Annotated in this window: 23 protein-coding genes, 2 pseudogenes and 1 riboswitch; of the genes and pseudogenes, 18 read left to right on the top strand and 7 right to left on the bottom strand. The window is 68.9% G+C overall.

The genetic code is table 11. From position 1 onward, the window contains the following. Positions 1–14 precede the first annotated feature (14 nt). A complete protein-coding gene (locus HG542_RS27980; RefSeq protein ID WP_171086210.1) occupies positions 15–1325 on the bottom strand; it encodes a UDP-glucose dehydrogenase family protein in 1311 nt (436 codons plus the stop codon). An 84-nt stretch (positions 1326–1409) separates the two neighbouring features. Here HG542_RS27980 and HG542_RS27975 point away from each other — a divergent pair, with 84 nt between their 5' ends. The 3 genes from HG542_RS27975 to HG542_RS27965 all read left to right on the top strand — a co-directional run bounded on the left by HG542_RS27975 (position 1410) and on the right by HG542_RS27965 (position 4134). Further along, positions 1410–2735: a UDP-glucose dehydrogenase family protein gene (locus HG542_RS27975; protein WP_171086208.1), complete on the top strand. Its 1326-nt coding sequence runs from the start codon at positions 1410–1412 to the stop codon at positions 2733–2735. Between the two features lie 283 nt (positions 2736–3018). After that, entirely contained in the window at positions 3019–3315 is a 297-nt protein-coding gene (locus HG542_RS27970; RefSeq protein ID WP_176607059.1) for an aldo-keto reductase family protein, read from the top strand. 396 nt (positions 3316–3711) lie between these two features. After that, the gene (locus HG542_RS27965; RefSeq protein WP_171086206.1) at positions 3712–4134 is read left to right on the top strand and encodes a YjbQ family protein; all 423 of its coding nucleotides are present in this window, start codon (positions 3712–3714) and stop codon (positions 4132–4134) included. A 21-nt stretch (positions 4135–4155) separates the two neighbouring features. On the opposite strand, the gene HG542_RS27960 is transcribed toward HG542_RS27965, so the two are convergent. Further along, positions 4156–4632 (bottom strand): DUF5994 family protein, encoded by a 477-nt coding sequence (locus HG542_RS27960; protein WP_171086204.1) that lies wholly within the window; start codon positions 4630–4632, stop codon positions 4156–4158. Between HG542_RS27960 and HG542_RS36320 the strand changes: the two are divergent. The 4 genes and pseudogenes from HG542_RS36320 to HG542_RS27945 form a co-directional block, all read left to right on the top strand. Beyond that, a pseudogene (locus tag HG542_RS36320) lies at positions 4631–5266 on the top strand (DUF5994 family protein); the annotation flags it as partial. The gene HG542_RS27960 and the pseudogene HG542_RS36320 sit on opposite strands and share 2 nt — an antisense overlap. 489 nt (positions 5267–5755) lie before the next feature. Next, positions 5756–6040: a hypothetical protein gene (locus HG542_RS27955; protein ID WP_190076246.1), complete on the top strand. Its 285-nt coding sequence runs from the start codon at positions 5756–5758 to the stop codon at positions 6038–6040. 211 nt (positions 6041–6251) lie between these two features. After that, positions 6252–6500: a hypothetical protein gene (locus tag HG542_RS27950; protein WP_171086202.1), complete on the top strand. Its 249-nt coding sequence runs from the start codon at positions 6252–6254 to the stop codon at positions 6498–6500. 470 nt (positions 6501–6970) lie between these two features. Further along, positions 6971–7243: a DUF1876 domain-containing protein gene (locus HG542_RS27945; RefSeq protein ID WP_171086200.1), complete on the top strand. Its 273-nt coding sequence runs from the start codon at positions 6971–6973 to the stop codon at positions 7241–7243. Between the two features lie 38 nt (positions 7244–7281). Here the strand turns inward: HG542_RS27945 and HG542_RS27940 are convergent, their stop codons facing one another. Continuing rightward, positions 7282–7686: a VOC family protein gene (locus HG542_RS27940; RefSeq protein WP_171086199.1), complete on the bottom strand. Its 405-nt coding sequence runs from the start codon at positions 7684–7686 to the stop codon at positions 7282–7284. Positions 7687–7891: 205 nt separating this feature from the next. Here HG542_RS27940 and HG542_RS27935 point away from each other — a divergent pair, with 205 nt between their 5' ends. From HG542_RS27935 to HG542_RS27905, 7 genes are all read left to right on the top strand, one after another. Next, positions 7892–8728 carry a DUF6227 family protein gene (locus HG542_RS27935; protein WP_227723453.1) on the top strand — a complete coding sequence of 279 codons (837 nt, stop codon included), beginning with the start codon at positions 7892–7894 and terminating at the stop codon, positions 8726–8728. 183 nt (positions 8729–8911) lie between these two features. Beyond that, positions 8912–9115, top strand: a complete 204-nt coding sequence (locus HG542_RS27930) for a cold-shock protein (protein ID WP_171086196.1) — start codon at positions 8912–8914, stop codon at positions 9113–9115. 98 nt (positions 9116–9213) lie between these two features. Next, positions 9214–10665 carry a DEAD/DEAH box helicase gene (locus tag HG542_RS27925; protein WP_171086194.1) on the top strand — a complete coding sequence of 484 codons (1452 nt, stop codon included), beginning with the start codon at positions 9214–9216 and terminating at the stop codon, positions 10663–10665. A 333-nt stretch (positions 10666–10998) separates the two neighbouring features. Next, entirely contained in the window at positions 10999–12057 is a 1059-nt protein-coding gene (locus tag HG542_RS27920) for a PP2C family protein-serine/threonine phosphatase (RefSeq protein WP_373313134.1), read from the top strand. Positions 12058–12207: 150 nt separating this feature from the next. Continuing rightward, positions 12208–12376: riboswitch (cyclic di-AMP (ydaO/yuaA leader) on the top strand. A gap of 12 nt (positions 12377–12388) precedes the next feature. Next, entirely contained in the window at positions 12389–13507 is a 1119-nt protein-coding gene (locus HG542_RS27915; RefSeq protein ID WP_229922640.1) for a peptidoglycan DD-metalloendopeptidase family protein, read from the top strand. Between the two features lie 111 nt (positions 13508–13618). After that, positions 13619–15088, top strand: a complete 1470-nt coding sequence (locus HG542_RS27910; protein ID WP_227723456.1) for an MFS transporter — start codon at positions 13619–13621, stop codon at positions 15086–15088. A 53-nt stretch (positions 15089–15141) separates the two neighbouring features. Then, positions 15142–16086, top strand: coding sequence for an aldo/keto reductase (locus HG542_RS27905; protein WP_171086192.1), 945 nt, complete (start codon positions 15142–15144; stop codon positions 16084–16086). 4 nt (positions 16087–16090) lie between these two features. Here HG542_RS27905 and HG542_RS27900 read toward each other — a convergent pair whose 3' ends face one another. Then, the gene (locus HG542_RS27900; RefSeq protein ID WP_171086190.1) at positions 16091–16390 is read right to left on the bottom strand and encodes a hypothetical protein; all 300 of its coding nucleotides are present in this window, start codon (positions 16388–16390) and stop codon (positions 16091–16093) included. Between the two features lie 129 nt (positions 16391–16519). On the opposite strand from HG542_RS27900, the gene HG542_RS27895 reads away from it, so the two are divergent. Then, positions 16520–17725 carry a serine hydrolase domain-containing protein gene (locus HG542_RS27895; protein ID WP_171086188.1) on the top strand — a complete coding sequence of 402 codons (1206 nt, stop codon included), beginning with the start codon at positions 16520–16522 and terminating at the stop codon, positions 17723–17725. Positions 17726–17867: 142 nt separating this feature from the next. Here the strand turns inward: HG542_RS27895 and HG542_RS27890 are convergent, their stop codons facing one another. The 3 genes and pseudogenes from HG542_RS27890 to HG542_RS27880 form a co-directional block, all read right to left on the bottom strand. Continuing rightward, a complete protein-coding gene (locus HG542_RS27890; protein WP_171086186.1) occupies positions 17868–18077 on the bottom strand; it encodes a DUF397 domain-containing protein in 210 nt (69 codons plus the stop codon). Further along, positions 18077–18415 (bottom strand): annotated as a pseudogene (locus HG542_RS27885) (DUF5753 domain-containing protein); the annotation flags it as partial. The pseudogene HG542_RS27885 and the gene HG542_RS27890, both read right to left, overlap by 1 nt. Positions 18416–18875: 460 nt before the next feature. Then, positions 18876–19577: a hypothetical protein gene (locus HG542_RS27880; RefSeq protein WP_171086184.1), complete on the bottom strand. Its 702-nt coding sequence runs from the start codon at positions 19575–19577 to the stop codon at positions 18876–18878. Positions 19578–19873: 296 nt separating this feature from the next. Here HG542_RS27880 and HG542_RS27875 point away from each other — a divergent pair, with 296 nt between their 5' ends. From HG542_RS27875 to HG542_RS27865, 3 genes are read left to right on the top strand one after another with little or no spacing between them, the layout of a single operon-like run. After that, complete coding sequence (locus tag HG542_RS27875) at positions 19874–20563, top strand: KpnI family restriction enzyme N-terminal domain-containing protein (protein ID WP_171086183.1); 690 nt, start codon at positions 19874–19876, stop codon at positions 20561–20563. 19 nt (positions 20564–20582) lie between these two features. Further along, positions 20583–22010 carry a ParB N-terminal domain-containing protein gene (locus tag HG542_RS27870; RefSeq protein ID WP_171086181.1) on the top strand — a complete coding sequence of 476 codons (1428 nt, stop codon included), beginning with the start codon at positions 20583–20585 and terminating at the stop codon, positions 22008–22010. Continuing rightward, entirely contained in the window at positions 22010–23830 is a 1821-nt protein-coding gene (locus HG542_RS27865; RefSeq protein WP_171086179.1) for a DEAD/DEAH box helicase, read from the top strand. The genes HG542_RS27870 and HG542_RS27865 overlap by 1 nt, the downstream gene beginning before the upstream one ends. The last annotated feature ends 87 nt before the right edge of the window (positions 23831–23917 follow it).

The following is a 23917-nucleotide window of genomic DNA, read 5'->3' as shown; positions in this document are numbered from 1 at the left end:
ACACCCGGCACCGGTCAGCCCTTGCCCAGGCGGTGAACGGTCCAGCCGGCCATCGCCCACCGGTCGGTGTCGATGGTGCTGCGCGCGTCGATCAGGACGCGGTCGGCCACGGCCTGGCCGACGGCTTCGGGGTCGGCGTCGGCGAACTGTGGCCACTCGGTGGCCAGCAGCACCACGGCCGCGTCCCGGGCGGCCTCGATGGCGCTCCCCGCATACGCCAGGTCGGGGTGTCCGGCACGGGCGTTGGCGTTGGCCATCGGGTCGAAGACCGTCACGACCGCTCCGGCATCGTGCAAGCGGTCGGCGACATCGAGGGCCGGGGAGTCGCGGATGTCGTCGGTTCCCGGCTTGAACGCCGCTCCCCACACGGTGACCCTCTTGCCCGTCAGCTCCCCGCCGACCACCGCCCGTACCCGTTCGACGGTGCGCGACCGGCGGTCGCGGTTGATGGCGTCCACGCCCCGCAGGAACGCGAACGAGTCGCCCACGCCGAGTTCTTCGGCACGGGCGGTGAAGGCCCGCACGTCCTTCGGCAGGCAGCCGCCCCCGTATCCGAGACCAGGGCTCATGGCCCGGTGTCCGATGCGGGTGTCGTAGCCGATGGCCTGGGCGACCACGGCCGCATCCGCCCCGGTGGCCTCGCACAGGTTCGCCATCGCGTTGATGAACGAGATGCGGGTGGCGAGGTAGGCGTTGGCGGCCCCCTTGACGAGTTCGCACGTCTCCGGGTCCGTGACGATCAGCGGGGAACCGGCGTCCACGATCGGGGCGAACGCCTCCCGGATGGTTTTCTCCGCCCAGGGGGAGGAGACACCGGCCACGATCCGGTCCGGCCGGAGCGTGTCGGCGACCGCGTGACCCTCGCGCAAGAACTCCGGCGACCAAGCGACTTCGACGGCCTCACCGGCCGGAGCCAGACGGTGCACCAGCTTCCGGACGGCCGCCGTGGTGCCAACCGACACGGTGGATTTGCCGACGATCAGGCACCGGCCGGTCAGGTGTGGGGCGAGGGCTTCGACGGCGGCGAAGACCTGCGAGAGGTCGTAGCCGCTGCCGTCGGGAAGGTCCGGCGTCCCGACACCGATGAAGTGCACCTCACCGTGCTCGGCCGCAGCCCGGATGTCGGTGGTGAACCGCAGTCGCCCGCCGACGTGCCGGGCGAGCAGGTCATCGAGTTCGGGTTCACGGAACCAGGCCCGGCCCGAGTTGAGGGTCTCGATCTTGTCCGGGTCGATATCGACCCCGATGACGTCGTGTCCGATCTCGGCCATAGCGGCGGCGTGCGTGGCTCCCAGGTGCCCGCACCCAATGACGGTCATCCGCACTGCAAGCGCCTTTCTCTCGGCGATGTCGTGGCCCGCCACACAACCACCAACGAGCACAGCCACACAAAGACGGAGGTCAAGCCCGTGAAAGTCACTGTGATCGGCTGTGGGCGCCTCGGCGCCCCCTACGCCTGCTCCCTCGCGGCCATCGGGCACGAGGTGCTCGGCGTCGAAGTCTCACCCGCAGTTCTCGGACGCCTGAGCCAGGGCCTCGCGCCGTTCGACGAACGAGGGCTCGGGGAAGCGGTCGCCGAGCATCACGCCTCGGGCCTGCTCAGGTTCACCGGCTCGTACGAGGAGGCCGCCGCGTTCGCGGACGTGCACTTCGTGTGCGTGCCTACCCCGCAGCAGGACGGCGGGCTCGGCGCAGACCTCTCGGCGATCGAGTCCGCCATCACCTCGCTTGCCTCCCGCGCCTCGGGCCGCTGTCTGATCGTCGGCAAGTCCTCCGTCCCCGTCGGCACCGCAGCCCGCATGGGTCGGCTCGCCGCCGACCACGCCCCCGACGGCGCCCAGGTGACGGTGGCGTGGTCGCCGGACTTCCTGCGCGAGTCCACCTCGCTCGAAGACGCCGCCCGCCCGACCCGGATTATCGTCGGCCTCCCCACGTGCGCGGGGCAGGCAGAAGCGACGCTTCGGAGGGTCTGGGCACCGTGGACCGAGGCCGGGGTGCCCCTGGTCGTCGCGGACCTGGCTACTGCGGAACTGGCCAAGTCGGCTGCGAACGCCTTCCTCGCCACGAAGGTCTCCTTCATCAACGCGATGGCGGCCCTGTGCGAGGCATCCGGCGCTGACATCCACACCCTCGCCGAGTCCCTCGCCCACGACCCCCGCATCGGCAGCGCGATGCTCGACTCCGGCCTCGGGTTCGGCGGCTCCTGCATCCCCAAGGACATCCGGGCCCTCATCGCGCGTGGCAGGCAACTCGGGGTGCCCGAAGTCGGCTTCCTGCACCAGATCGACGCCATCAACATCCGGCGCCGGCGCCGTGTCGTCGCCCTCGCCCGTCAGGCGTGCGACGGCAGCCTCGCCGGTCGCCGGGTCGCCCTGTGGGGTGCCGCCTTCAAGCCCGGCACCGACGACGTCCGCGACTCGCCCGCCCTCGCCGTGGCCGCTGACCTTCACGCCGCTGGGGCCTCGGTCGCCATCCACGACCCCAGGGCCCTGCCCACAGTCCGCCGCCAAGCCCCCGAGCTGGAATGCGTCGACGACTTCGAGCGGGTTCTGGACGGCGCTGACGTTCTGCTGCACCTGACCCACTGGCCGCAGTACGCCGACGCCGACCCCGAACTCCTCATCGCCAAGCCAGCCCAGTACCGACTGGTGGACGCACGCGGCACCCTCGACGCCCGCCGCTGGACCGACGCCGGATGGGTCTACCAGGGACTCGGGTACGCACTGACGAGCTGAACGACATTCCCGCACGTGGGCGCGCAGCCACCTGTTGCGGTCCTTCACCGGGCTCGCGTCCCCGGTCACCAGGAGACGCGAGGCCGCTCGTTCTTCAGATGACCTCGATGGTCGTGGACGGCGAGGTCTGGCCGCCGACGGAGAACTCCCCGCTGGTGGGGCCCAGGGGGTGTCATCGCCGGTGCTCACGCAGACACACCTGGCCGGGTGCGCGCCACCAGTGGGGATGGCCAGGTCGACGTCGGAGAAGGTCAGGCACTGCCCGTCGGCGGAGAGGGTTCCCATGTACGCGGTGGAGGGGGCGTTGCCGTCCTGGACGGTCAGCCTGATCATGGACCGCCCGATCCGCCAGTCCCTCGGCGGCTGGGGCCCGCTCGTCCAGGCCCGCGCCGCCGGGCTGACCACGTTCGCCTCGTCACCGCTGCACGGCGGCGAACTGATCGATCTGATGCCCCCCGAGCTGGTGGAGCTCATCCAGCCCGGCCTCTCCCCGGCTGCCGCGTGCCTGCTGGTGGCCGCGTCAACCCCGAGCCTGGACATCATCCCTCCTAGCAGCCAGCAGTTCCGGGCATTGGGCTGAGGCAGCCGCCGCCCAGCGGTCGCGGACCGTCGTCCGCCCGCCGGGGACTCCGGCGAGTACATCGAGCGACCGCCGGGGATCGGCCCACCACTCGTCGGGCGTCCAACGGTAGGGGGCACGGCCGCCCCAGGACCCTTCTCCAGAACTGTGGCGGCCCGCTCCGGGCCGTGGCAGGCGCAGAAGCTGGAGAGCTACGAGCCGTCAGCTGGCGGCACGGTGTACCTGCGAGGGATGGGCCTCACCGCGCAACCCGTTCCGGCCCCACGTCACGCACAGGGCTGATCGGGCTGCTTTTGAGGTTTGTCGGGCAGTGGGGCTGTTCGGGCGGCCGGAGTCCCCGCGGAACAACCCGTCCAGCCGTCAACGCTGCTCCCGAACAGCGGGTACTGGTGAACCATGACCGGCACCTTCACCACCCGCATTGTCGACGTGACAACAGGCTCCGCCGAGACCATGCACGACCTGACGAACGCGTGCACCGCGTTCCTCCGGGAGGTCGCTCACGGGCGAGATGGGCTGCTGAACGTCTTCACCCCGCACGCGACGTCCGGTCTGGCGGTCATCGAGACCGGCGCGGGTAGCGACAACGACCTGTTGGCGGCCCTCCGCGAGGTTCTTCCCGCGGACGACCGTTGGCGGGACCGTCACGGCGGTTCGGGCCCCGGCCGTGATCACATGCTCCCGGCTCTGGTGCCGCCGCACGCCACGCTGCCCGTGATCGGTGGTGAGCTGGAGCTGGGGACCTCGCAGTCCGTCGTTGTGGTGACCACCGACCAGGGCGGCCCCGACCGCCAGGTCCGGCTGTCCTTCCTCGGCTGACCCGAGCCGTCGCCTCGACGTTCAGGTCCGCGGGGTGCTGCCGGTGTCGATGAGGATCTGTTCGGCCCGGGTGACGTTGTCGGCCCGCACGGCTCTGGCCATCGCGGCGCGTGCCGCGTCGGGCGTGGCGTCGGGCGGGACCACCAGCAGAGCGAAGTGGTCGTTCTCGCCCCGGGTGATGAGGACCGTGTCGTCACCGACCGGGAAGGAATCGATGCGCACGACCCGGTCCTCGATGATCAGCCGGGTCGGGAGCTCTTCCCAGGCGCTCGCGTCCAGGCCGACGCGCGTGATGGGGCCGACGTGCTCGGTCAGGGCGGTGATCAGGCTGGGAAGCTCGGCACCGATGTCACGGGAGCGCGGCCACCACGCGCCGTCCAGGATTCCCCCGCGCTCCCGTGTCGTCTCCAGCCGCAGGAGGGCCGTCCCGGGTTTCACGGCATGGTGGATCGCGTCCGGCAGAAGTCCGGGGAGGCGTGGAGTGTCGGAATCGGCCATGGCCTGCTCGCCTGCCTCCGAGGGTTCGGCGTCTTCGTTCGTCGTCCGGGGTGCGTCGCAGTCGCCGGGCGAGCCGCTCGCAGTAGTCCCACCGTACTCCGCAGGCTGGTGGCGGGCTCGCCCACTCGACCCGCGCGCGCCTGCGCTCCCGAAAATTGCCTGGTCGCGCAAGGTCTGCAGGTCGCCTACCGGAGTAGGGTGGAGAGACCGGGAACACTTCGTACACCGGCCTCCACGCGGGTGTCGTTCCCGGCGAGTCACAACGCCGGGCAGTCGACGACGAGCCCGGGGACAGGTCCGCATCATGATCGTGACCACCGGCTCTGCGACCGCTGCTGAGCGTGCCCCTTCGCCGCCCGCTCGCCTGTCCCTGACGCCGGGGACGGCGTCGGGCCTGCTGGATGGGGCCTGGTGGCCCCGCTCTCGCGACCTGGCCCGTGAGCTCCCCGCACTGGCGGAGAGGCTGGACCATTCCTGGGGGCGGGTCACCCGCGTCACGGTGAATCCGGCCTTCTGGCCCGTGATCCCGCGCAAGGTTTCCGTCAAGGGGCACACGGTGCACGTGGGCTGGTTCACCAATGAGCAGGACCCGCACAAGCTCCTGCTGTTCTCCTACTCCGCGGACCGCCTGGACCTGCTGATCATCCCGCCGGAGACCGGGCCGGCCGCGGCCGCCCGGCTGATGTCCGCCGCGACCACCCCCGGAAGCCTCCTCACCGCGAGCCGGCTGATGGAGGACGAACGAGCGGCCGACGACGCGACGCAGTCACGGGACCGCGAAGAGGAGTGGGAGACGGAGGGCGGGACCGCGCCGCCACCGGCCGGGCACCCGACCGGGCCTCCGCGCTCCGCCCAAGGGATATGGGGACCGTGGAGATCCGGCCGTGGCCCTCATCGTGATCGCGGTGGGAGCTCTCCTGATCCACCGGCTCAACGCCCAGCACGACGAAAGGATCGCGGACTTCCGCTGCGGCGGCGCCCTGCCGTGGCACGACAGCGGGAGCCGGAACCGCCCGCGGTCGGCCATCGGCCCCGCCGGGCCTCTTTGCGCCCGAAACCGCCACGAGCAACCGCACGGGGACCGCAGGCGACTCCGCCTTTTCTCCGGCCGGAGGAAGTGACCATGACGTCCGCACGCACCACCCCCATGCCAGCGGAGCCGGTGCCGCCGGCAGGGCGCGCCGACATTCGCATCACCGCCGCGTCCCCCGAGACCGCCCGCCGCGTCGTGGAAGTCCTCCGGCGCTGCTTCGATTCCACTGAGCAACGCAGCTATCCGGCCGGCCACGAAGGCGGTACCCGGCTCCACCTCACCGTCGACACCACGCGTCCAGCTGAGCCCGCGCGATCCTGGCTGGCGACCAGCCGGAGCGTGGCGGCCGACCACCCGCAGGACGACGAAGCCTGACAGTCCGTGCACGCCCCCGCACATGCCCCCAGGTCAGCGACCTGAGGGCACCAGTGAATCGCCGACTCGACCTGATCGGCGTGGGCTCCGCGTGGAGGAAGCTCCGCACCCGGCCGGGCTGCCCCGCACATGAGGAGAGTCCCACACGGTGGGTGCCGCGACCTTCTCATCCCGGAAGGCGAAGCTCGCGAAAGGACCGTACCGTTGGCCCATGAGCGTCTTCATCAAACTGGTGGAAAATCGCCCACCGAAGGAATACGCGAACGATCGGACGGCGGACATCTCCTACGACGACACCGCCGAGGGCAACGCCGAGATCAGTTACCAGTACGACGTACTTCCCGGCGGCATCCTGAGAATCCTGCGGGTCGCAAGAGGAGAGGAAGCCGTCATCCACGCGGTCTACGCCCCGGGCCTGTGGTTCCGCGTCGAGGGCCTCTGCCGCGGCACTACGGAATAGCGGCCTCCCATTCGCGCGCTGCCGATCATGGACCTGTGTCGTTGTCCATCTCCTTCACAGAAGGAGCAACGTGGCTCCCAGTCCCGTTGCGGGCGGGTCCGACTGGCGCAAAGGCGCAGGTCAGCCCTCACAAAGTGCGTGAGCGGTGCGTGCACGGACGCCCTTGGACAGGCTCGGACGAGCCTGTCTCAGCCGGACGCCACACCCGTGCTGACCTGCGCCGGAGTCGCTGAGCTGGATTACGGCTCGTCCTCCTGGACGATCTCCTCGGGACTTTTAATCCATTGGTTGTGGGTTCGAGTCCCACACGGCCTACCGCAGAGGCCCAGGTCGGAGTGCATCCGGCCTGGGCCTCGTGGCGTTCGCGGCACCCGGCGGCCACAGCCCGCGCCGGGGTGCGGCTGGCGCCGGGGCGTGACAGCGTGGTGAGTGGAACAGTGTGTCTGTGCTGCGTGAAGGAGGGCTCTCCCATGACCGGCACAAAGACCTGGAACGTCCAGATCAGCATCCATGAGCACGACAGCATGGTGAACGCCGAGGCCCGGCTCGAGGGCCGTGGCTCCGACCCGTTGGTCGGCGAGGGGACAGCCCGCTGCAACCCGGCCGACGAGAACGTTCCCGCCATCGGCGACGAACTGGCCACCGCCCGCGCGCTGTCCGCTGTCTGTCACCAGCTGCTGCACAGCGCCGCGATGGACATCGAGGCGCACACGCACAAGCCCGTCGAACGGCTGCACACCTGAAGCCCCTGTCACGACCATCCGTACCGGCGCCCGGCCGCTCAGGCGGCGGGGCGCCGTTCCATGAACTCCAGCCTGTTGCCCAGCTTGTCGAAGGTGTGGAAGCGGTCGTAGCCGGGGAAGTTCCCGTCCCACGTCACCTCGTGCCCGCCCTCCTCCAGCCGTTCGGCCAGCCGGTGCAGCGCGTGGACGAGGATGCCGGGGTGAGCCTTCTGTGCCGGGTGGAAGTCCTGTTCCACGCCCAGGTGCACCTCCACCCCGCCGCCCCGGAACCAGCAGCCGCCCCGGGCCGCCAGCACCTCGGGCTTCTGCAGCTCGGTCATCCCCAGCAGGTCGCCCCAGAACGCCCGGCACAGTGCCTCGGCGCCCGGCGGTATCGAGATCTGGACATGATGCAGGCCGCCGAAACCGAAGTCCTCGCCACCGCTGTTCGAAGTCGTGGTCATGTGCCCGGTTGTACCAGCGGCCGGGGGAGGGGGCCATGGAACAGCAGGCGGCCGACGGGCAGTTGGACCGGCCGGCGGGGCCCGTCCGGCCGCCGTCGCGGCGCCAGTTGCGGAAAACCCGGCCCCCGGGCCGTGTTCGCGCCGCTACGGTAAGTGCGCGGGGTGGGGTGAGGCGGGCCGGACGAAGGCCGGGAGGTCGAGAGGCATGGCGACGACACGAGCGGGCGGGGGCGAGGGGGAGCGCCGGGACGAGGCCGTACGCCTCGCCGGGGCGGAGGCGGGCGAGCGGACGCCCGCCCAACAGGTCGCGGAGCTGCTGCGGCGGGCCCAGAACGGCTTCGAGATCGGCGAGCCGGTGCTGGAGCGGCTGAACACCGCCCTGATGCACCAGGCCGAACTGCGCTCCTACCGCCAGCGCAACGACGAGCGCCGCCCGCTGCGTTGCAACACCTACCGGCACATCTTCCTGCTCGCGGACGGCAGCAGCCTGCTGCTGTACGAGCTGGAACACGACACCGGGCCGCAGGAGCATTTCCTCTACGAGCTGTACGCGCGCGAGGACGCGCTGGACCGGGCCGAGCAGCGGGTGCACGAGCGCATCGGCGGCGGCATCGGCCCGGGCAGCGAGGACGAGGAGCTGCCGGCCTGGCTGGCGGAGGAGCTCCTGCTGGCTATGGGCCCGACGCGGCCGCGCAAGGAGTACGTCTCCGAGGCCTCGCCCGACCACGCCCGGCGCCTGCTGCGCCGCGCGGAGAACACGGACGGCCCCGGCGAGGTGGTGCGCGAGCTGCTCCAGGGGGCGCTCGGCCATCACATCGCGCTGATCACCAAGCCGCGGCGGCGCGAGGCGGGCCGCGAGGCCCCCTGGTGCCGCTTCTACGAGCACGCGTTCCTGCTGGAGGGCGGGGGCGAGGTCAGCCTGTGGGAGCTGGAGCACAACATGACCGCGGACGGGCGGCTGGTGTGTGAGGTGTATCTCGACGAGGCCGACGCAGAGGTGGCTGCGGACCGGCACGCCCGCGCGCAGGGCGTGGAGTTATAGGGAAGCCGGGCCGGGAGCGCGGGGCAAGATCACCACCGCCCCGCGCTCCTGTGCTACGATCGTCTCAGTTGCAATTGTGGTACCCATGAACTCGTGTGCGCCTCGGTATCTGTAGCCGATGGCGCATTTTTGTTTTTAGCCGGTCTGTTCCGGTCTGGGGCCCACCCCTCAAAGGAGATAGACATGGCTACTGGTGTCGTGAAGTGGTTCAACTCGGAAAAGGGCTTCGGCTTCATCGAGCAGGACGGCGGCGGTCCCGACGTCTTCGCCCACTACTCGAACATCGCGTCCTCCGGCTTCCGTGAGCTGCTCGAGGGCCAGAAGGTTTCCTTCGACGTCGCGCAGGGCCAGAAGGGCCTGCAGGCGGAGAACATCGTCACCATCTGACGATCCGCTGCGTCACACCTTGACGCGAAAGGGCCCGCACCACTGGGTGCGGGCCCTTTTGGCGCCTCCACCTTCAGGATTTCAGGGAAGGCTCCCGAATGACCCGCTCTGCCCGTCCGTCCCGTTCGCCGCGCACCGCCCGCCCCGCCGCCCGTTCCGGTGGCTCCGGTGGTGACCGTCCGGCGCGCCGCCGGCCGGCCGCCCCGCTCCAGGGCGAGTTCGAGACCCCGGTGAGCACGACGCCCGCGCTGCCGCCGGTCGATTCCTTCGCCGCGCTGGACATGCCGGAGGCGCTGCTCACCACGCTCCGGCAGCAGGGCGTCACCGAGCCCTTCCCCATCCAGGCGGCGACCCTTCCCAATTCGTTGAGCGGCCGCGACGTCCTCGGCCGTGGCCGCACCGGCTCCGGCAAGACCCTCGCTTTCGGCCTGGCGCTGCTGGCCCGTACCGCGGTCTCCGGGCGGCGCGCCCGTCCCGGGCGGCCGCTGGCGCTCGTCCTCGTCCCCACCCGCGAGCTCGCGCAGCAGGTCACCGACTCGCTCGCGCCGTACGCGACCGCCGTCAACCTGCGGATGACCACGGTCGTCGGCGGTCTGTCCATCGGCCGCCAGGCCCAGGCCCTCGCGCGCGGCGCGGAGGTCATGGTCGCGACGCCGGGTCGGCTCGCGGACCTCATCCAGCGCGGCGACTGCGCGCTCGGCGATGTCACCGTCACGGTCCTGGACGAGGCCGACCAGATGGCCGACATGGGCTTCCTGCCGCAGGTCACTCGGCTGCTGGACCAGGTGGACCCGGAGGGGCAGCGGATGCTGTTCTCCGCGACCCTCGACCGCAATGTCGACCGCCTCGTGCGCCGCTTCCTGACGGACCCGGTGACGCATTCCGTGGACCCGTCGGCGGGCGCGGTCGTCACGATGGACCACCACCTGCTGCATGTCGCGGACCTGGACGGCAAGCGGGACACGGTCACCCGGATCGCGGCGCGCGAGGGCCGCGTGATCATGTTCGTGGACACCAAGCGCGGGGCGGACCGCCTGGTGAAGCGGCTGCTGTCGCAGGGGGTGCGGGCCGCCGCACTGCACGGCGGCAAGAGCCAGCCGCAGCGGAACCGGGTGCTGGAGCAGTTCCGTACGGAGCAGGTGACGGCCCTGATCGCGACGAACGTCGCGGCGCGCGGCATCCACATCGACGGCCTGGACCTCGTCGTCAACATCGATCCGCCGGTCGACCACAAGGACTACCTCCACCGCGGTGGCCGGACCGCTCGCGCGGGCGAGTCGGGGACCGTGGTGACGCTGGTGCTGCCGGAGCAGCGGCGCGAGATGAGCCGCATGATGGCGACGGCGAAGATCACGCCGAACGTGGCGCGCGTCCACGCGGAGGACGCGGAGCTGGCCCGCATCACGGGTGCTCGCGAGCCGAGCGGCGTCCCGGTGACGATCGCACCCCCGGCCCCGGCGCCGTCCCCGGCGTCCACCACGACATCGCGCCCGCGCCGCCGCCCCCGCCGCAACAACGGCGGCCAGAACCGCAGGCGGCCGACGGCTTGAGGTGATGGGGGCGACCTGAGGCGGCACGGGGTGACCTGAGGCGGTACGGGGGGTGAAGGGCGGGAGGCGAAGAGGCGCCCCGCCTCTTCACCCCCGCCGCAACGGCGAGCAACCCCCGCGGCGCAGCCCGGCGGTGCCGCCCCCACCCCAGCCCCGACGCAGTCGCCCCGGCACAGCCGCCCCGACGCAGTCGCCCCGCCCCGCGCAGCGGACCCCCACTCGGCGCACCCCCGCTCGCCAAGCCCAGCCGCCGGCACAAGGCTGGGGCAGGTGACCCGAGGCACGCCACCGGCACCCCCGGCAACCGCCGCACGTGGCGGAACCCGGCGCCTGGTGGCCGCTTCGCCCGCCGTCCTCATCATCGGCGGCCTCGTCTTCGACTACCTAACACCCCCCAACTACACCTCCGCCCCTTTCTTCGCCGCAGCCCCGCTCGTCGCTGCCGCCCTCCTCTCCCGTCGCCTCACTCTCGTCACGGCAGCCGTGGCGATCGTCGCCACCCTCGGCCTGGCCGCGGTCCGCACCGCCATCGACATCGGGGAGCGCATCACCGAGGTCGTCACCGTCGTGACGGTCTGCGTCCTCGCCCTCGGCATCAACCACGTCGTCCGCCGCGGCGACCGCCGCCTCGCCTCCGCGCGCGGCATCGCGGAGGCGGCCCAGCGCGCCGTCCTCCCGACGCCCCCGGCCCGTATCGGCGGCCTGCGCATCGCCGCGCGCTACGTGGCCGCGCACGCCGACGCCCGTATCGGCGGCGACCTCTACGCGGTCCAGGACACCCCGCACGGCGTCCGCGTGATCGTCGGTGACGTCCGCGGCAAGGGCCTCGGCGCGGTCGAGGCCGTCGCCGTCCTCATCGGCGCGTTCCGTGAGGCGGCCGAGCAGGAGCGCACGCTCGCGGGGCTCGCGGCGCGCCTGGAGCGCGCGTTGCAGAGGGAGGGCGCACGGCGCGCCAACCTCGACCAGAGCGAGGGCTTCACGACCGCCGTCCTGGCCGAAGTACCGCCCGGCGCCTCGTCCCTCCGCCTCGTCAACCGCGGCCACCCGCCCCCGCTCCTGCTCCACCCCTCGGGCCGCGTCACCGAGGTGCACCGCGGCCCGGCGGCGCTGCCCCTGGGGATGGGGGAGGTCGGCACGTGGCCGGATCACGTCCAGGAGTGGGAGTTCCCGCCGGGAACGACGCTCCTCCTCTTCACGGACGGCGTGACGGAGGCACGCGACGCGGACGGCAACTTCTACGACGCGGAGCGCCGCCTGAGCGGCCGCCAGTTCCGCAGCCCGGACGCCCTCCTGGATGCCCTGGCCGAGGACGTCGCGTGTTACACGGGCGGTGAGACGGCGGACGACATGGCCCTGCTGGCGATCCGCCGCGGGCACCCGCACCGTGCGTAATCGATCTTGATCTGGGCGGCACGCCCGCCCCATGGCAAAACCTGCCCAAGAGCCCCGTGAATTCATGCTTTCGGCTTGGAAATCGGCTGCCGTGTCTATTAACGTTCGATAACGCAGCGCGGTCGTCAAACCGCCGCAAGAGGCGGCACCGTGCGCCTTCGCCGAATCCCGCACGTCTGGCTACACCTGCGCGACCAGCAACTTCAGGGAACCGGGGAACCACAACCCCTGGGGTGAATCGGGCCGGCAGCAGCCGGACCGTAGAGGACCTTCCTCCTCGAACCCGTCAGCTAACCCGGTAGGCGAGCAGGAAGGAAAGGAGTGCGCCCCCGTGGCGTCCAACAGCCCGGTCCCGGACGGCAGTTCGCACGCTGGTTCCCATGCTCCGCACGTTCCGTACGACCCCCAGGGCCCGTACGCGGCGTACGGACAAGCGCCCGCCGCCGGCCCCGAGGAATGGAACCCCGGCGAGGACTCCGCGCCCGCCGCACGCGGCCGGCACCGGGTCGCCAAACAGCGGGGCGGCTCGATGGCCCGCAGCGGCGCCGTTCTCGGTGTGGGCGTCATTGCGGCGGTCGGCGCGGGCGGTATGGCGAGTGCCCAGGACCGTCCGGCGGCGCCGATATCCGTGCCGGACGTACCGGACCTGAAGGAATTGCCGGAGATGGCCGGAAAACTGCTCGGAGTGGTCGAAGAGGAATCCCCGGCTCCCGCCGCATCGCGCGAAGCATCCGAACCGGTGAACGACCCGGCCTCCGCTCCCGCATTGGCGCAGAACGCCGCGGACGCCGGCGAAGCGCTGCGGGCCCGTATTCTCCAGCAGGCCGAGCACCAGCAGGACTCCGCCGAGGAGGCCGCCCGCGAGAGCGAGGCGAAGGCCGCGGAGGACGCGCACCGCAAGACCGCGGCCGAGGAGACGGCGAAGGCGAAGGCGCAGGAACAGGCCGAGGAAAACCAGCAGGCTCCGCAGGCCGGGGACAAGGCCGAGGGCAAGGCCGCGGACGCCGCCGGTCCCGAAACGCAGAAGCCCGCGGCGCCGTCGCGCAGCGAACACGGTTCGTACGTTCTTCCGGTCGGCTCGTACACCCTCACCGCGGGATTCGGGCAGTCGGGAAACATGTGGTCCGCGAATCACACGGGCGAGGATTTCGCCGCTCCGACGGGCACGCCCGTCAAGGCGGTCGGCGGCGGCACGATCACTCAGGCGGGCTGGGCGGGTGCGTACGGCTACCGCATCGTCCTGACCCAGGACGACGGCACGGAGCTGTGGTTCTGCCACCTGTCGTCGATGGTGGTCACGTCCGGCAAGGTGGCGGCGGGCGATGTCATCGGACGGGTCGGCGCGACCGGCAATGTCACGGGTCCGCATCTGCACCTGGAGGTGCGGCCGGGCGGCGGCGGGCCGGTGGACCCGCTGCCGTGGCTGCGGGACAAGGGCCTCCAGCCGTAGACAAGGGCCTTCAGCCGTCATCGGACCCTCGACCGCTTCGCACATTCGTACGTCCGCTCGCCCGCACATTTGCCCGAGAATGTTCTGCTTCAAATAGGGCACTCAGATGGTGTGACGACCGCGAGGACCATCTCCACGTCCGTGCCCGCGCGACTCGACCGACTGCCCTGGTCGCGCTGGCACTGGACGGTTGTCATCGGACTGGGAACGGTCTGGATCCTGGACGGCTTGGAGGTGACGGTCGTCGGGAACATCGCCGGCCGGCTCGCCGAAAAAGGCAGCGGCCTGCCGATCAGCTCCGGCGGTGTCACCGGCATGGCGGCCGCGCTCTATGTGGCGGGGGCGTGTTCGGGGGCACTCTTCTTCGGACGCCTGACCGATAAATTCGGGCGGAAGAAACTCTTCATGGTGACGCTCGCGGTCTACCTGGCCGCGACGGCGCTGACCGCGGCCTCGTTCAGCTCCTGGTGGTTCTTCACCTTCCGCTTCCTCACGGGCTTCGGCATCGGAGGCGAGTACGCGGCCATCAACTCCGCCATCGACGAACTGATCCCGGCCGTCTACCGCGGCCGCGTCGACCTCATCATCAACGGGAGTTTCTGGCTCGGTGCAATAGGCGGCTCGCTGCTGTCGATACTGATGCTCGACACGGCGATCTTCGCCCGTGCCGTGGGGTGGCGGCTGACCTTCGGGCTGGGCGTCGTCCTGGGCCTGGTCATCCTGCTCGTACGGCGCCAGGTGCCGGAAAGTCCACGGTGGCTGTTCATCCATGGCCGCGGCGAGGAGGCCGAGGAACTGGTCGACGCGATCGAGGCACGCATCGCGGCCGAGAAGGGTGCCCCACTGCCCCCCGCCACCGGCAGGATCACCATCCGCCAGCGCGGGAGCATCGGATTCCGCGTCATCGCCCGCACCCTGTTCAAGGACTACACGCGGCGGGCGATTCTCGGGCTCGCGCTCTTCGTCGGCCAGGCCTTCCTCTACAACGCCATCACCTTCGGCTTCGGCGCGATCCTGACCAAGTTCTTCGGCGTCTCCACGTCGCACACGGGCTACTACTTCGCCGTCATAGCCGCGGGCAACTTCCTCGGCCCCCTCTTCCTCGGAAAGCTCTTCGACACGCTCGGCCGGCGCATCATGATCTCCTCGACGTATCTGCTGGCGGGCGTCCTGCTCTTCGTCACGGCGTATTTCTTCAGCACCGGCAGCCTGAACGCGACCACGCTCACGGCCTGCTGGGCGGTGGTGCTCTTCTTCGCCTCCGCGGGCGCGAGCAGTGCCTATCTGACCGTTTCGGAGATCTTCCCGATGGAGACCCGGGCGATGGCGATCGCCTTCTTCTACGCGGTGGGCACGGCAGCGGGCGGCATCAGCGGCCCGCTGCTCTTCTCCCAGCTGACCAGCAGCGGCGTCATCGGCGACACCGTCCTGGCCTTCGACATCGGCGCCACGCTGATGTGCCTGGCCGGGCTGACCGCCGCACTGCTGGCAGTACGGGCGGAAGGCCGCTCCCTGGAGGACATCGCCACACCGCTCTCGGTGGCCGCGGACCCTTTGCCGGCGCCGGCCCCGGCGGAATAGCGGGAACGGCGGATCCACGGAATAGCAGCCGGGCCACGGAAGTTGATCACGTTATGGCTGACAACTTCCGGAAGATCGGCAACCTGTCCGTCCACCCGCTGGCGCTCGGCGGCAATGTCTTCGGCTGGACGGCGGACGAAGCCCAGTCGTTCGCCGTCCTGGACGCCTACGTCGGCGCCGGCGGCAATTTCATCGACACCGCGGATGTGTACTCGGCCTGGGCGCCGGGCAACCAGGGCGGCGAATCCGAGACCATCATCGGCAACTGGCTGGCCGCACGCGGCAATCGGGACGACGTCGTCATCGCGACCAAGGTCGGCGCCGGCGTTCCCGAACCGCGCGGCCTGGCCGCCGACGCCATCAAGTCGGGCGTGGAGGACTCCCTGCGCCGTCTGCGCACCGACCACATCGACCTGTACTACACGCACTACGACGACCTGTCGGTGCCGGTGGAGGAGTTCCTCACGGCCCTGGACGCCCTGGTGAAGGAGGGCAAGGTCCGCGAGATCGCGGCCTCCAACATCACCGCCGACCGCCTGACCGAGGCGCTCAACTTCTCGGAGGCGAACGGCATTGCCAAATACGTCGCCATCCAGCCGCACTACAACCTGGTGTCGCGTGACACGTACGAGGGCGACCTGGCGGACGTGGCCGCCGAACACGGCCTGGCCGCCGTCCCGTACTACGCACTCGCCTCGGGCTTCCTGACCGGCAAGTACCGGCCGGGGGCGGACGTGGACAGCGCGCGTGCGGGCACGGCGGCCGAGCACCTGAAGTCCGAGCGCGGCCCGCGCGTCCTCGCCGCGCTGGACGAGATTGCGGCTGCACACGACGCCGAGATCGCGACCGTGGCGCTGGCGTGGCTGGCGGCGCAGCCGACGGTGGCCTCGCCGCTGGCGAGCGCGCGCACGGTGGAGCAGCTGCCGGCGCTCCTGGCGGTCGCGGACCTGCAGCTCACGGAGGCGGAGGTGGCGCGCCTGACGGAGGCGTCGGCGTAGCCGCTCAGCGCTTGCGCTCTGTCACAGCCCAGGAGGTGAGGGCCATGGCACCCGCCACGCCGAGGACGGACGGCCACGCGCCGACCTTCTTGGCGAGCGGGTGCGACCCGCCGAAGGCGGCGACGTAGAGCCCGGTGAGGGCGGCGGCCGTCGCGGCCCCGCCCCGGGCGTTCCACTCCCGCGCGGCGGTGGCCCCGGCGGTGGCGAGCACGACACCGCCGAGGGGCCGCTTCCCGGTCCACCGGGCGACGGCGTACCCGCCGACGAGCCCGGTGGCGGAGACGAGGGACGCGGGAATCCTCATGGGCAAACCTCCCTGAAGAGTGGGGTGACCCTGAGGCTAACCCTGAGCATTGTCCCGGGGAGACATCGGGGGAGGGTGGGGGCTAGCCCCGGATGGCAGGGCGGGCCCTGCGCCGGAACCATGATCTCCATGACTCCGACCTTCTTGTCCCGCAGGTCCCTCGTGGGCGCCACGCTGACTGCCGCCCTCCTCACGGGCGTTGCGGCCCCGACCGCGCTCGCGGCGCCGAGGACGTCTGCGACGACGCTTCCCCGTCTCGACACCGCCGCGTTGCGCGCAGCCGTCTCCGACCTCGACCACCCGCAGGCGACGGCCGCCCAGCTCCGCGTCGGCGGCACCGCGGGAAGCTGGTACGGCACGGCAGGCGTGGCGAACCGCGGGACGGGCGCCCCGATACGCCAGGACGACACCTTCCGGGCGGGCAGCATCACGAAGATGTTCGTGGCGGCGGCGGTCCTGCAACTGTCGGCGGAGGGCCGGGTGGACCTGGACAAGCCGATCCAGAACTACCTGCCGGGCGTGCTGCCGAAGAGCTACGCCCCGATCAAGGCCTCCCAACTCCTCGACCACACAAGCGGTTTGCCGAGCGAGGTCATCCCACCGTCTCAGCAGAAGAACACCCCGGAACAGATCCTCGCCCACCGCGACGATCACTGGACTCCGAAGCAGATAGTGGCCACCCTCCCCGGGAACGCGCCGATGAAGTTCACGCCGGGCACGAAGCAGGAGTACCGGGGCATGAACTACGTCCTGGCGTCCATGCTGCTGGAAAAGGTGACGGGCAAGCCGTACGGCAAGGCCATCGGCGACCGCATCCTGCGCCCCCTGGGCCTGCACCACACGTCCTTCCCGGGCAACGACCCGAAGCTCCACGGCCCGCACGTCCACGGCTACCTGGCGATGTCGGACGGCACGCTGAAGGACGCGACGGAGTACAACCAGTCGGAGGCGTGGGGCGAGGGCGAAGTCATCTCGACGACGGGCGACTTGGAGCGCTTCATCAAGGCCCTGTTCACGCCGGGCAAGGTTTTGCCGAAGGCGACCCTGAACAAGATGTTCGAGATGCCGGCACCCGAGGTGCGCATGGTGGACGGCACCCCGGCCCGCTACAGCAAGGGCCTTCAGACGGTCACGATCAACGGCGTGACGTTGTGGGGCAAGACGGGGGAGCGGTACGGCTACAACTCGGCGGTGATGGCGACGCGGGACCTGCAGCGCACGGCGGTGTACTCGTGGACGCCGACGCACAGGGACGAGAGCCAGATACAGATGGCGCTGCGGATGGGGGATGCGATCACGAAGCGGGCGGGGGCATCGGGTTCGGCTCCGCGGTAGAGGCCGCGCGTCCCGGCGCGCCGATGGGCCCGGCACGGGGGTCCGGGTCTGTTGGCGCTGCACGGCGCAATGAGGGGCGCCGCCTCCGAGCGTTTGAATCATGCACTTGCCGACGACGTCCGGACCAGGAGGACGGTTTGGGTCAACCCAGTCCGCCTCCTCGTATTCCGCCTATGAAGCTGCTCCAGGCAGCTTGTGAGAAGGCAAGAATGACACCGTGCGGGCACTTGGAGTCACGTACGCCAGTGCACTCATCCGCGTGCGCAGCTTCAACGCATTCCGTCGTGCCGGCGCCGCTGTACGAGGACTTGAACCAAGCTTCCCTCGGTATCGCTGAGGGTACTCCCTGCATCACATCTCCCTGAGAACGCGCTTGATGAGGGCGGAGGTGGCCGCCATGTCCAACGCTTGGACGCGCAGGTAGTCGAACGCAAGTCTGTATCGCTCCAACTCTTCTTCCTTCTCCATGAAGAGCGACCCGACGTGGATGTCGACGTACACAACATCGAGTGACGGCTCAACCCCGCCGAGGATCATAAAGCTGCCCATGGCTGCTGCATGAGCACCTCTGGCGAAGGGCAGCACTTGCAGGGTGACGTCGGGCGACTCGTTGGTCAGCAGCAGGTGTTCAAGTTGCTCGCTCATCACCTCACGCGAACCGACGACGCGCCGGATCACTGACTCACTGACCCAGCACGGCAATTCGGCATGGGGTGCTGGTGCCCAGCAGGCGGCCACCGTATTGATCGCTGACCTTCTCCATTGGTTCCATGCCCACGGGGTCGGTTCGGACATGGCACTTGAGCAGGCGCGGAAGCGCTTCGAGGCTGAGTTGCGCGTTGGTGGATGACAGCCGCCCGCTGACGACGTGGTAGTCAAGGAAGCCGCAAGGGGTATGTGGCAGAAGGGGGTGAAAGCGCAGAAGTCGGCCCCCTTGCCTCGATCAAAGAGGCCCGTTCAGCCGCTCTCTACTGCGAAGAAGGCCGTGGCCTGTGAGGGGCCTGGCCCGACTGTGCTGGTTCTCCCGGCGCAGTCGGGCCAGGTCCTCTCGGTTCAGGGCTGGTCAGTTCGGGCCGCCTGGCTGGCCCGGAACCGCACTGTCGTGGGCGGGTCCTGAGCCGGGGCACCTCCCAGGTTTCCCGTGCTGGCGTTACCGCGTGGCTGATCGAAGTATGGCGCCGGCGTCACCTGGCAGGCCGTACTCATGTAGCGCTAGGGCCATACGTATGACGTTGGCGTGGGACTGGTCCCTGCCATAGATATGGATCAAGGTGTCCGCGAGCTGTTCTTGTTCCTGCTGGCGGAGCAGGACGAGAGCTGCCGCGCTTTCTGCCGGTGTCAGGACCTCCGTTGTGTCCCGCAGCAGCGCGAGCGCGGCGGCCCGATCACCCTGCTGGTGCAGGTCGCCCATGCGATTGGCGATGTGGATCGCGGCGGCCACGTCGCGGGTGAAGTCCTGCCGGTCCCCACCCGACGGGTGGACCGGCAGGATCTTTGGCTGAGACTCCGCACTGGCCAGAGCTGCCTCCAGGCCGGCCTTTTGATCACGGAGCTCTCTGATCTTGCCTCGAAGGTCTCGGTTCTTCCGGCGCAGCTGCGGGCATGTTCTGCACAGCGTCGGCTCGGCGTCGGAGTGGACCTTGAGCAGTTCTTCTTCGGTCAGTCCCACCGCCGCGACCCCAGCCTGGTCAACGGCGACTTCGTAGAGGCGCAGGACAAAATTCGCTGGTGGAAGCCGCCAACCGTTCAGGTAGCGCGATATCTCGCTCGGATCTTTCGAGTAACCCTTCTCGGCGAGCTGCTGCGCAGCGGAGGCCAGCGTTGGGGCGTCCATGTGTCCGTACAACGTCACCAAGGTCTCCCGGAGCCTGCGCCTCCCTGGCGGCAAGTCCCCGCGGACCTTCGTTCCCACTTGCCCTGCTCGCATCAGTGTTCCCCCCTCGGTCATGCCGGTCCCCATGGCTGATTGTGCCGCACGGCATGTTGACTCGTTGCAGCGCAACACTTGATTTCGCTGGACCTCTGTTCGGTGACGGTGCGTCAATGGATCTACCGCCGGAGATCCGGGGGGACACGGTGTCGCGGAGCGTCTTCTGATGCCCGCGGCGTGACGCCAGTGCGTCGCAACAAGGTGATCGGAGGATCTAGATGGTGATGCCGTCGTGGCAGGACAAGGCTTTTGGGGGCAGGATCCGGGCGGCCCTCTGGCTGGAAACGGAGGTGGGGGAAGGTGAGATCTTCACCAAGGCCGCGCTGCGGAAGGCGTTTCCCGACGTCGCACAGATCGACCGGCGGGTTCGTGAACTGCGGGACTATGGATGGCAGATCGACACGAACCGGGATGATCCGGCTCTGAAGCTGGAAGAGCAGCGGTACGTCAGCCGGGGCGCAGAGATCTGGAAGCCGGGCCAGGCCAAGCTGCCGAAACACAAGACCAGCCTCTCCAAGGCGGAACGGGACAAGGTCTTCATGGCCGACAACTTCCTGTGCCGGACCTGCGGGATTGGTGTGGGCGAGGTGTATGACGGCGGCGTTGCGACCTCCAAGCTCGGCGTGACGCGCCGCAAGGTGCGCTTGGCGGATGGAACGACTTCCGTGCAGCTCGTTACTGAGTGCGACCAGTGTCGTGCAGGCGCTGGGCGCGAGATTGATCTGGGCAAGCTGCTTGGTGACGTGAAGGCGCTCGCGCCGCTGGAGCGTACGGTCCTCGTGGAGTGGATCACGGCGGATCGCCGGGAGCGGGGACAGCTCGAGAAGCTGTGGGGCATGTACAGGACGCTTCCGGAGGAATCTCGCGAGGCGTTCATAAAGGCCGTGACCGGCGGCGAGGGCGAGTAACTAAGGAATGGGACAGAGTATGCTGGAGTTCACTCCTCCGCCGCGCGCTGCCGAGTTTAGCGAGCTGATTGCCAAGCGGCTGGAAGAGGTCAAGAGTTCGGGGGACACCCGCGAGTCAGTCACCATTGACTGGAACGGGCAGCCGTACCACGTTGAAGTGATTGACCTCCCGCTCAACGGCCTCTACTACAACCCCGGAACGCACCGCATCCGTGCGCAGCGCAGCCATAATCCGGTGCGTGACAAGGCCCTTGAGAAGGACCCGTGGTCTGCGGAAAGCCAGGAGTACCTTGAATTCTTGCTGCAGGCTGAGCCGGCTGACCCGGACCGCAGGGATTCTGCCTTCGACAAGCTGAAGGATGACCTGCAGAAGTTCGGCCAGAACGATCCGGGTCTTGTGACGCGCCACGGCATTCTGGTCAACGGGAACACCAGGGCTGCTGCTCTTAGGGAGATCGGCGCCCAGTCCATGCGGGTGGGTGTTCTCCCTGAGTCCTTCACCTGGGTGGACATCAATGCCGTTGAGCTGTCCTTGCAGCTTCGGGAGGACCACCGGCGGGACTACACGTACATTAACCGCCTCCTTGCCATGGAGGAACAGGCGTCCCTGGGCCGGACGCCGGAGGCAATCGCCAAGGAGTTCCGAATCCAGAAGCGCACCTATTTTCAGGAGCGTTGGATTCTGGGCACGATCCGGGATCTGATCGATCGCAGCAAGAGTGGGGGCAGTGTGGCCCTTCGGCTGGTTGACTTCGAGAACGACCAGGAGAAGCTCAAGGAACTTCACCGCCTTTACGAGAAGCTGGAGTCGGTTGACCGGGACCAGGCCGAGGTACTGAAGGAATGGCGGCTGGCAGCTATCCTCCTGGATTTCGCTAAGACGGACATCCGGCATATCGACGAGACGTTCTTCGAGAAGGGCTATCTGGATGACAGCCTGCCGGAGAGTTTGAACGTGAGCAGTGCGGCAGTTCAGCAGGAGGCTGTCGCGGTGCCGGGGCTCGGCATGTCAGTGCCGGCATCGTCGTCCGCCGTGTCGGCGGCTCGTGCCCTCAATGACCAGATCTTGCGGGCCAAGGCCACCGCCCGGAGCGCGGAGTCTGAACTGCCCGATGGCGAGAAGAGCCAGGCACAGGACATCGTTGATAGTGCAAGGGCCGCGTTTGACAAGGCAATTGACGCCGCTGGCCGGGATGCTCGTGTCCGGAAGCGGCAGCAGCTTGCTCCCGCCCGCCTTGCTGAAGCGTGTGCTGACATCGATCAGTGCGTAGTCGACCTGGTGCAGGCTCGCGCCACGCGTAGCCTTGATGAGGAGGCATTCGACGAAGCAGTGCTGAGGCTTCGCGGGAGTCTCCGCAAGCTTGCTCAGCAGGCGGGCCGGGGACTTCCCCACCCGGGCGACGGGGTTGCGTGGCTTCTCGCGGCTGCAACTGCGGAGGGCTCCTGATGCCGGAGGCCGCCGCGGAGACCTCTCTGTATCTTGCCTTTGATGAAACGCGGACCAGGGTCGTTCTGAGGACGACCGAGAAGTACCGCGAGGACCTTGTCCAGCTGGCTTCCCGTTTCCGCACGGGCGGCCAGCTTGGCCAGCTGTCTGTGTCAGTTGACCTCGATGACCTCTTGGCAGGACTGAACCACATCAGTGCTTGGCCCCATCACGTCGGCGTGGACTGGGCTCCTGAGCTCCGCGACCTGGTAGTTGGGGTCATCCAGGATGCTGAAACGGTCAAGAAGCGACTCGATGGCCAGGAGCAGCACGAAGGGGTCGACCCGGACGACGTGCCCAGTCTGCTCGGGGATGCGTGGGTGGCTGAGCTGAGTGAGTTCCAGTGCAGGGATATCGCGAAGTTGCTGTCGCTCCAGCACGGAGCAAACTTCAGTGTTCCCGGAGCCGGCAAGACCCGCGTAGGGCTTGCCGTATACGCCGCCCAGAAGGCCAAGGGGGCGGTGAGGAAGCTTCTGGTCGTCTGTCCAAAGTCGGCATACGAGTCGTGGCATGACGAGACGGGTCGGTGCTTCAGGTCCCCGTTGCGTCCGTATGTACTGGACCGAGGGCTTGACCGCTGGGCAGAGGTACTCATCGTCAACTACGAGCGGCTTGACCGTTCACTGGGGAACCTCGCCAGATGGCTCAAGGAGGCGCCCTCGATGATCATCCTTGATGAGGCGCACCGGATGAAGCTCGGTGCGCGGGGGACGTACGGTGCGGCCTGCATGGCCCTCGGCCCGCTTGCGCGGCGTCGCCTGATCCTTACTGGTACGCCGGCTCCTAACGGGACAAAGGACTTGGAGAACCTGCTGGGCTTCGTCTGGCCGGGGCACGGGCAGCGAACCGTTGCGCAGGCTGTGGCCGGGGGTGACCTCAGTCATGCAAGCACTGTTCTGCGGCCGTTGTTTACCAGGACAACGAAGCAGGAACTGGGTCTGCCTCCGATGGATTTGCGGATGAGGTACCTGGACATGCCGGACCTGCACGCCGAGATCTACAACGCTGTGGTGAACGGGGCTAAGGCCGGCAATGCCCGTGAGGACCTCAGCTCTCTGGGCAAGACGGCACTGCGTCTGCTCATGGCCGCTACGAGCCCGGCACTGCTGCTTGAGGGGGCAAGTCGGTACGAGCCGTTGGCTTACCAGTTGCCGCCGCTGGAGATCCCGCAGGGCCACTCGCTTTTCTCATTGATGCAGAAGCTTCCCGACTACGAGCTGTCGCCGAAGTACAAGGAAGCTGCCGCGATCGTCGCTGAGAATGCGGCCCGGGGGCGCAAGACGCTGGTTTGGACTACGTTCGTGCGCAGCCTGACCACTCTGGAGCGTCTGCTTGAGGCGTACAGCCCGGCTGTCGTGCACGGGGGGACCCTTGATCGTGATGAGCAGCTCCGGCGGTTCCGTGAGGACCCGTCGTGCAAGGTGCTGATCTCTAACCCTGCAACATTGGGTGAGGGGATCAGCCTGCATCACGTCTGTCATGACGCTGTGTATGTGGATCGTGACTTCATGGCTGGACGGTTCCTGCAAAGCCTCGACCGGATCCACCGCCTCGGTCTTGCGCCTGGCACCAAGACGCGTGTGACGGTGCTGGCCGTGCGCAACACGGTCGATCAGGTGGTGGAAGTACGACTCGATCAGAAGCTCGACTTCATGGGCAAGATCCTCGATGACCCTTCGGTGCAGCAGCTGTCTGACCTGCAGGAAGAGCCGTCGGTGGCTGCGGGGCTTGCTCCCAGTGACATGGCGGCACTGCTTCAGCACATGCGGATAAAAAGGTAGAAAGCGGAATCTTGAACTGCGAAGGCCGCCCCTGCTCGGGGCGGCCTTCGCCACGCCTGGGAGACTCCTGGACGGGATGGCAGTGGC

Origin of the sequence: Streptomyces morookaense (assembly GCF_013030945.1) — a bacterium.
GTDB lineage: Bacteria > Actinomycetota > Actinomycetes > Streptomycetales > Streptomycetaceae > Streptomyces > Streptomyces morookaensis.
This window is presented reverse-complemented; position numbering and strand designations above follow the sequence as displayed.

Excerpts from the sequence above, each read along its gene's own strand:
- HG542_RS27970 (WP_176607059.1), top strand. The coding sequence starts at position 3,019 with ATGTACGCGGTGGAGGGGGCGTTGCCGTCCTGGACGGTCAGCCTGATC.
- HG542_RS27965 (WP_171086206.1), top strand. The coding sequence starts at position 3,712 with ATGACCGGCACCTTCACCACCCGCATTGTCGACGTGACAACAGGCTCC.
- HG542_RS27960 (WP_171086204.1), bottom strand. The coding sequence starts at position 4,632 with ATGGCCGATTCCGACACTCCACGCCTCCCCGGACTTCTGCCGGACGCG.
- HG542_RS27955 (WP_190076246.1), top strand. The coding sequence starts at position 5,756 with ATGACGTCCGCACGCACCACCCCCATGCCAGCGGAGCCGGTGCCGCCG.
- HG542_RS27950 (WP_171086202.1), top strand. The coding sequence starts at position 6,252 with ATGAGCGTCTTCATCAAACTGGTGGAAAATCGCCCACCGAAGGAATAC.
- HG542_RS27945 (WP_171086200.1), top strand. The coding sequence starts at position 6,971 with ATGACCGGCACAAAGACCTGGAACGTCCAGATCAGCATCCATGAGCAC.
- HG542_RS27940 (WP_171086199.1), bottom strand. The coding sequence starts at position 7,686 with ATGACCACGACTTCGAACAGCGGTGGCGAGGACTTCGGTTTCGGCGGC.
- HG542_RS27935 (WP_227723453.1), top strand. The coding sequence starts at position 7,892 with ATGGCGACGACACGAGCGGGCGGGGGCGAGGGGGAGCGCCGGGACGAG.
- HG542_RS27930 (WP_171086196.1), top strand. The coding sequence starts at position 8,912 with ATGGCTACTGGTGTCGTGAAGTGGTTCAACTCGGAAAAGGGCTTCGGC.
- HG542_RS27925 (WP_171086194.1), top strand. The coding sequence starts at position 9,214 with ATGACCCGCTCTGCCCGTCCGTCCCGTTCGCCGCGCACCGCCCGCCCC.
- HG542_RS27905 (WP_171086192.1), top strand. The coding sequence starts at position 15,142 with ATGGCTGACAACTTCCGGAAGATCGGCAACCTGTCCGTCCACCCGCTG.
- HG542_RS27900 (WP_171086190.1), bottom strand. The coding sequence starts at position 16,390 with ATGAGGATTCCCGCGTCCCTCGTCTCCGCCACCGGGCTCGTCGGCGGG.
- HG542_RS27895 (WP_171086188.1), top strand. The coding sequence starts at position 16,520 with ATGACTCCGACCTTCTTGTCCCGCAGGTCCCTCGTGGGCGCCACGCTG.
- HG542_RS27890 (WP_171086186.1), bottom strand. The coding sequence starts at position 18,077 with ATGCAGGGAGTACCCTCAGCGATACCGAGGGAAGCTTGGTTCAAGTCC.
- HG542_RS27875 (WP_171086183.1), top strand. The coding sequence starts at position 19,874 with ATGGTGATGCCGTCGTGGCAGGACAAGGCTTTTGGGGGCAGGATCCGG.
- HG542_RS27870 (WP_171086181.1), top strand. The coding sequence starts at position 20,583 with ATGCTGGAGTTCACTCCTCCGCCGCGCGCTGCCGAGTTTAGCGAGCTG.
- HG542_RS27865 (WP_171086179.1), top strand. The coding sequence starts at position 22,010 with ATGCCGGAGGCCGCCGCGGAGACCTCTCTGTATCTTGCCTTTGATGAA.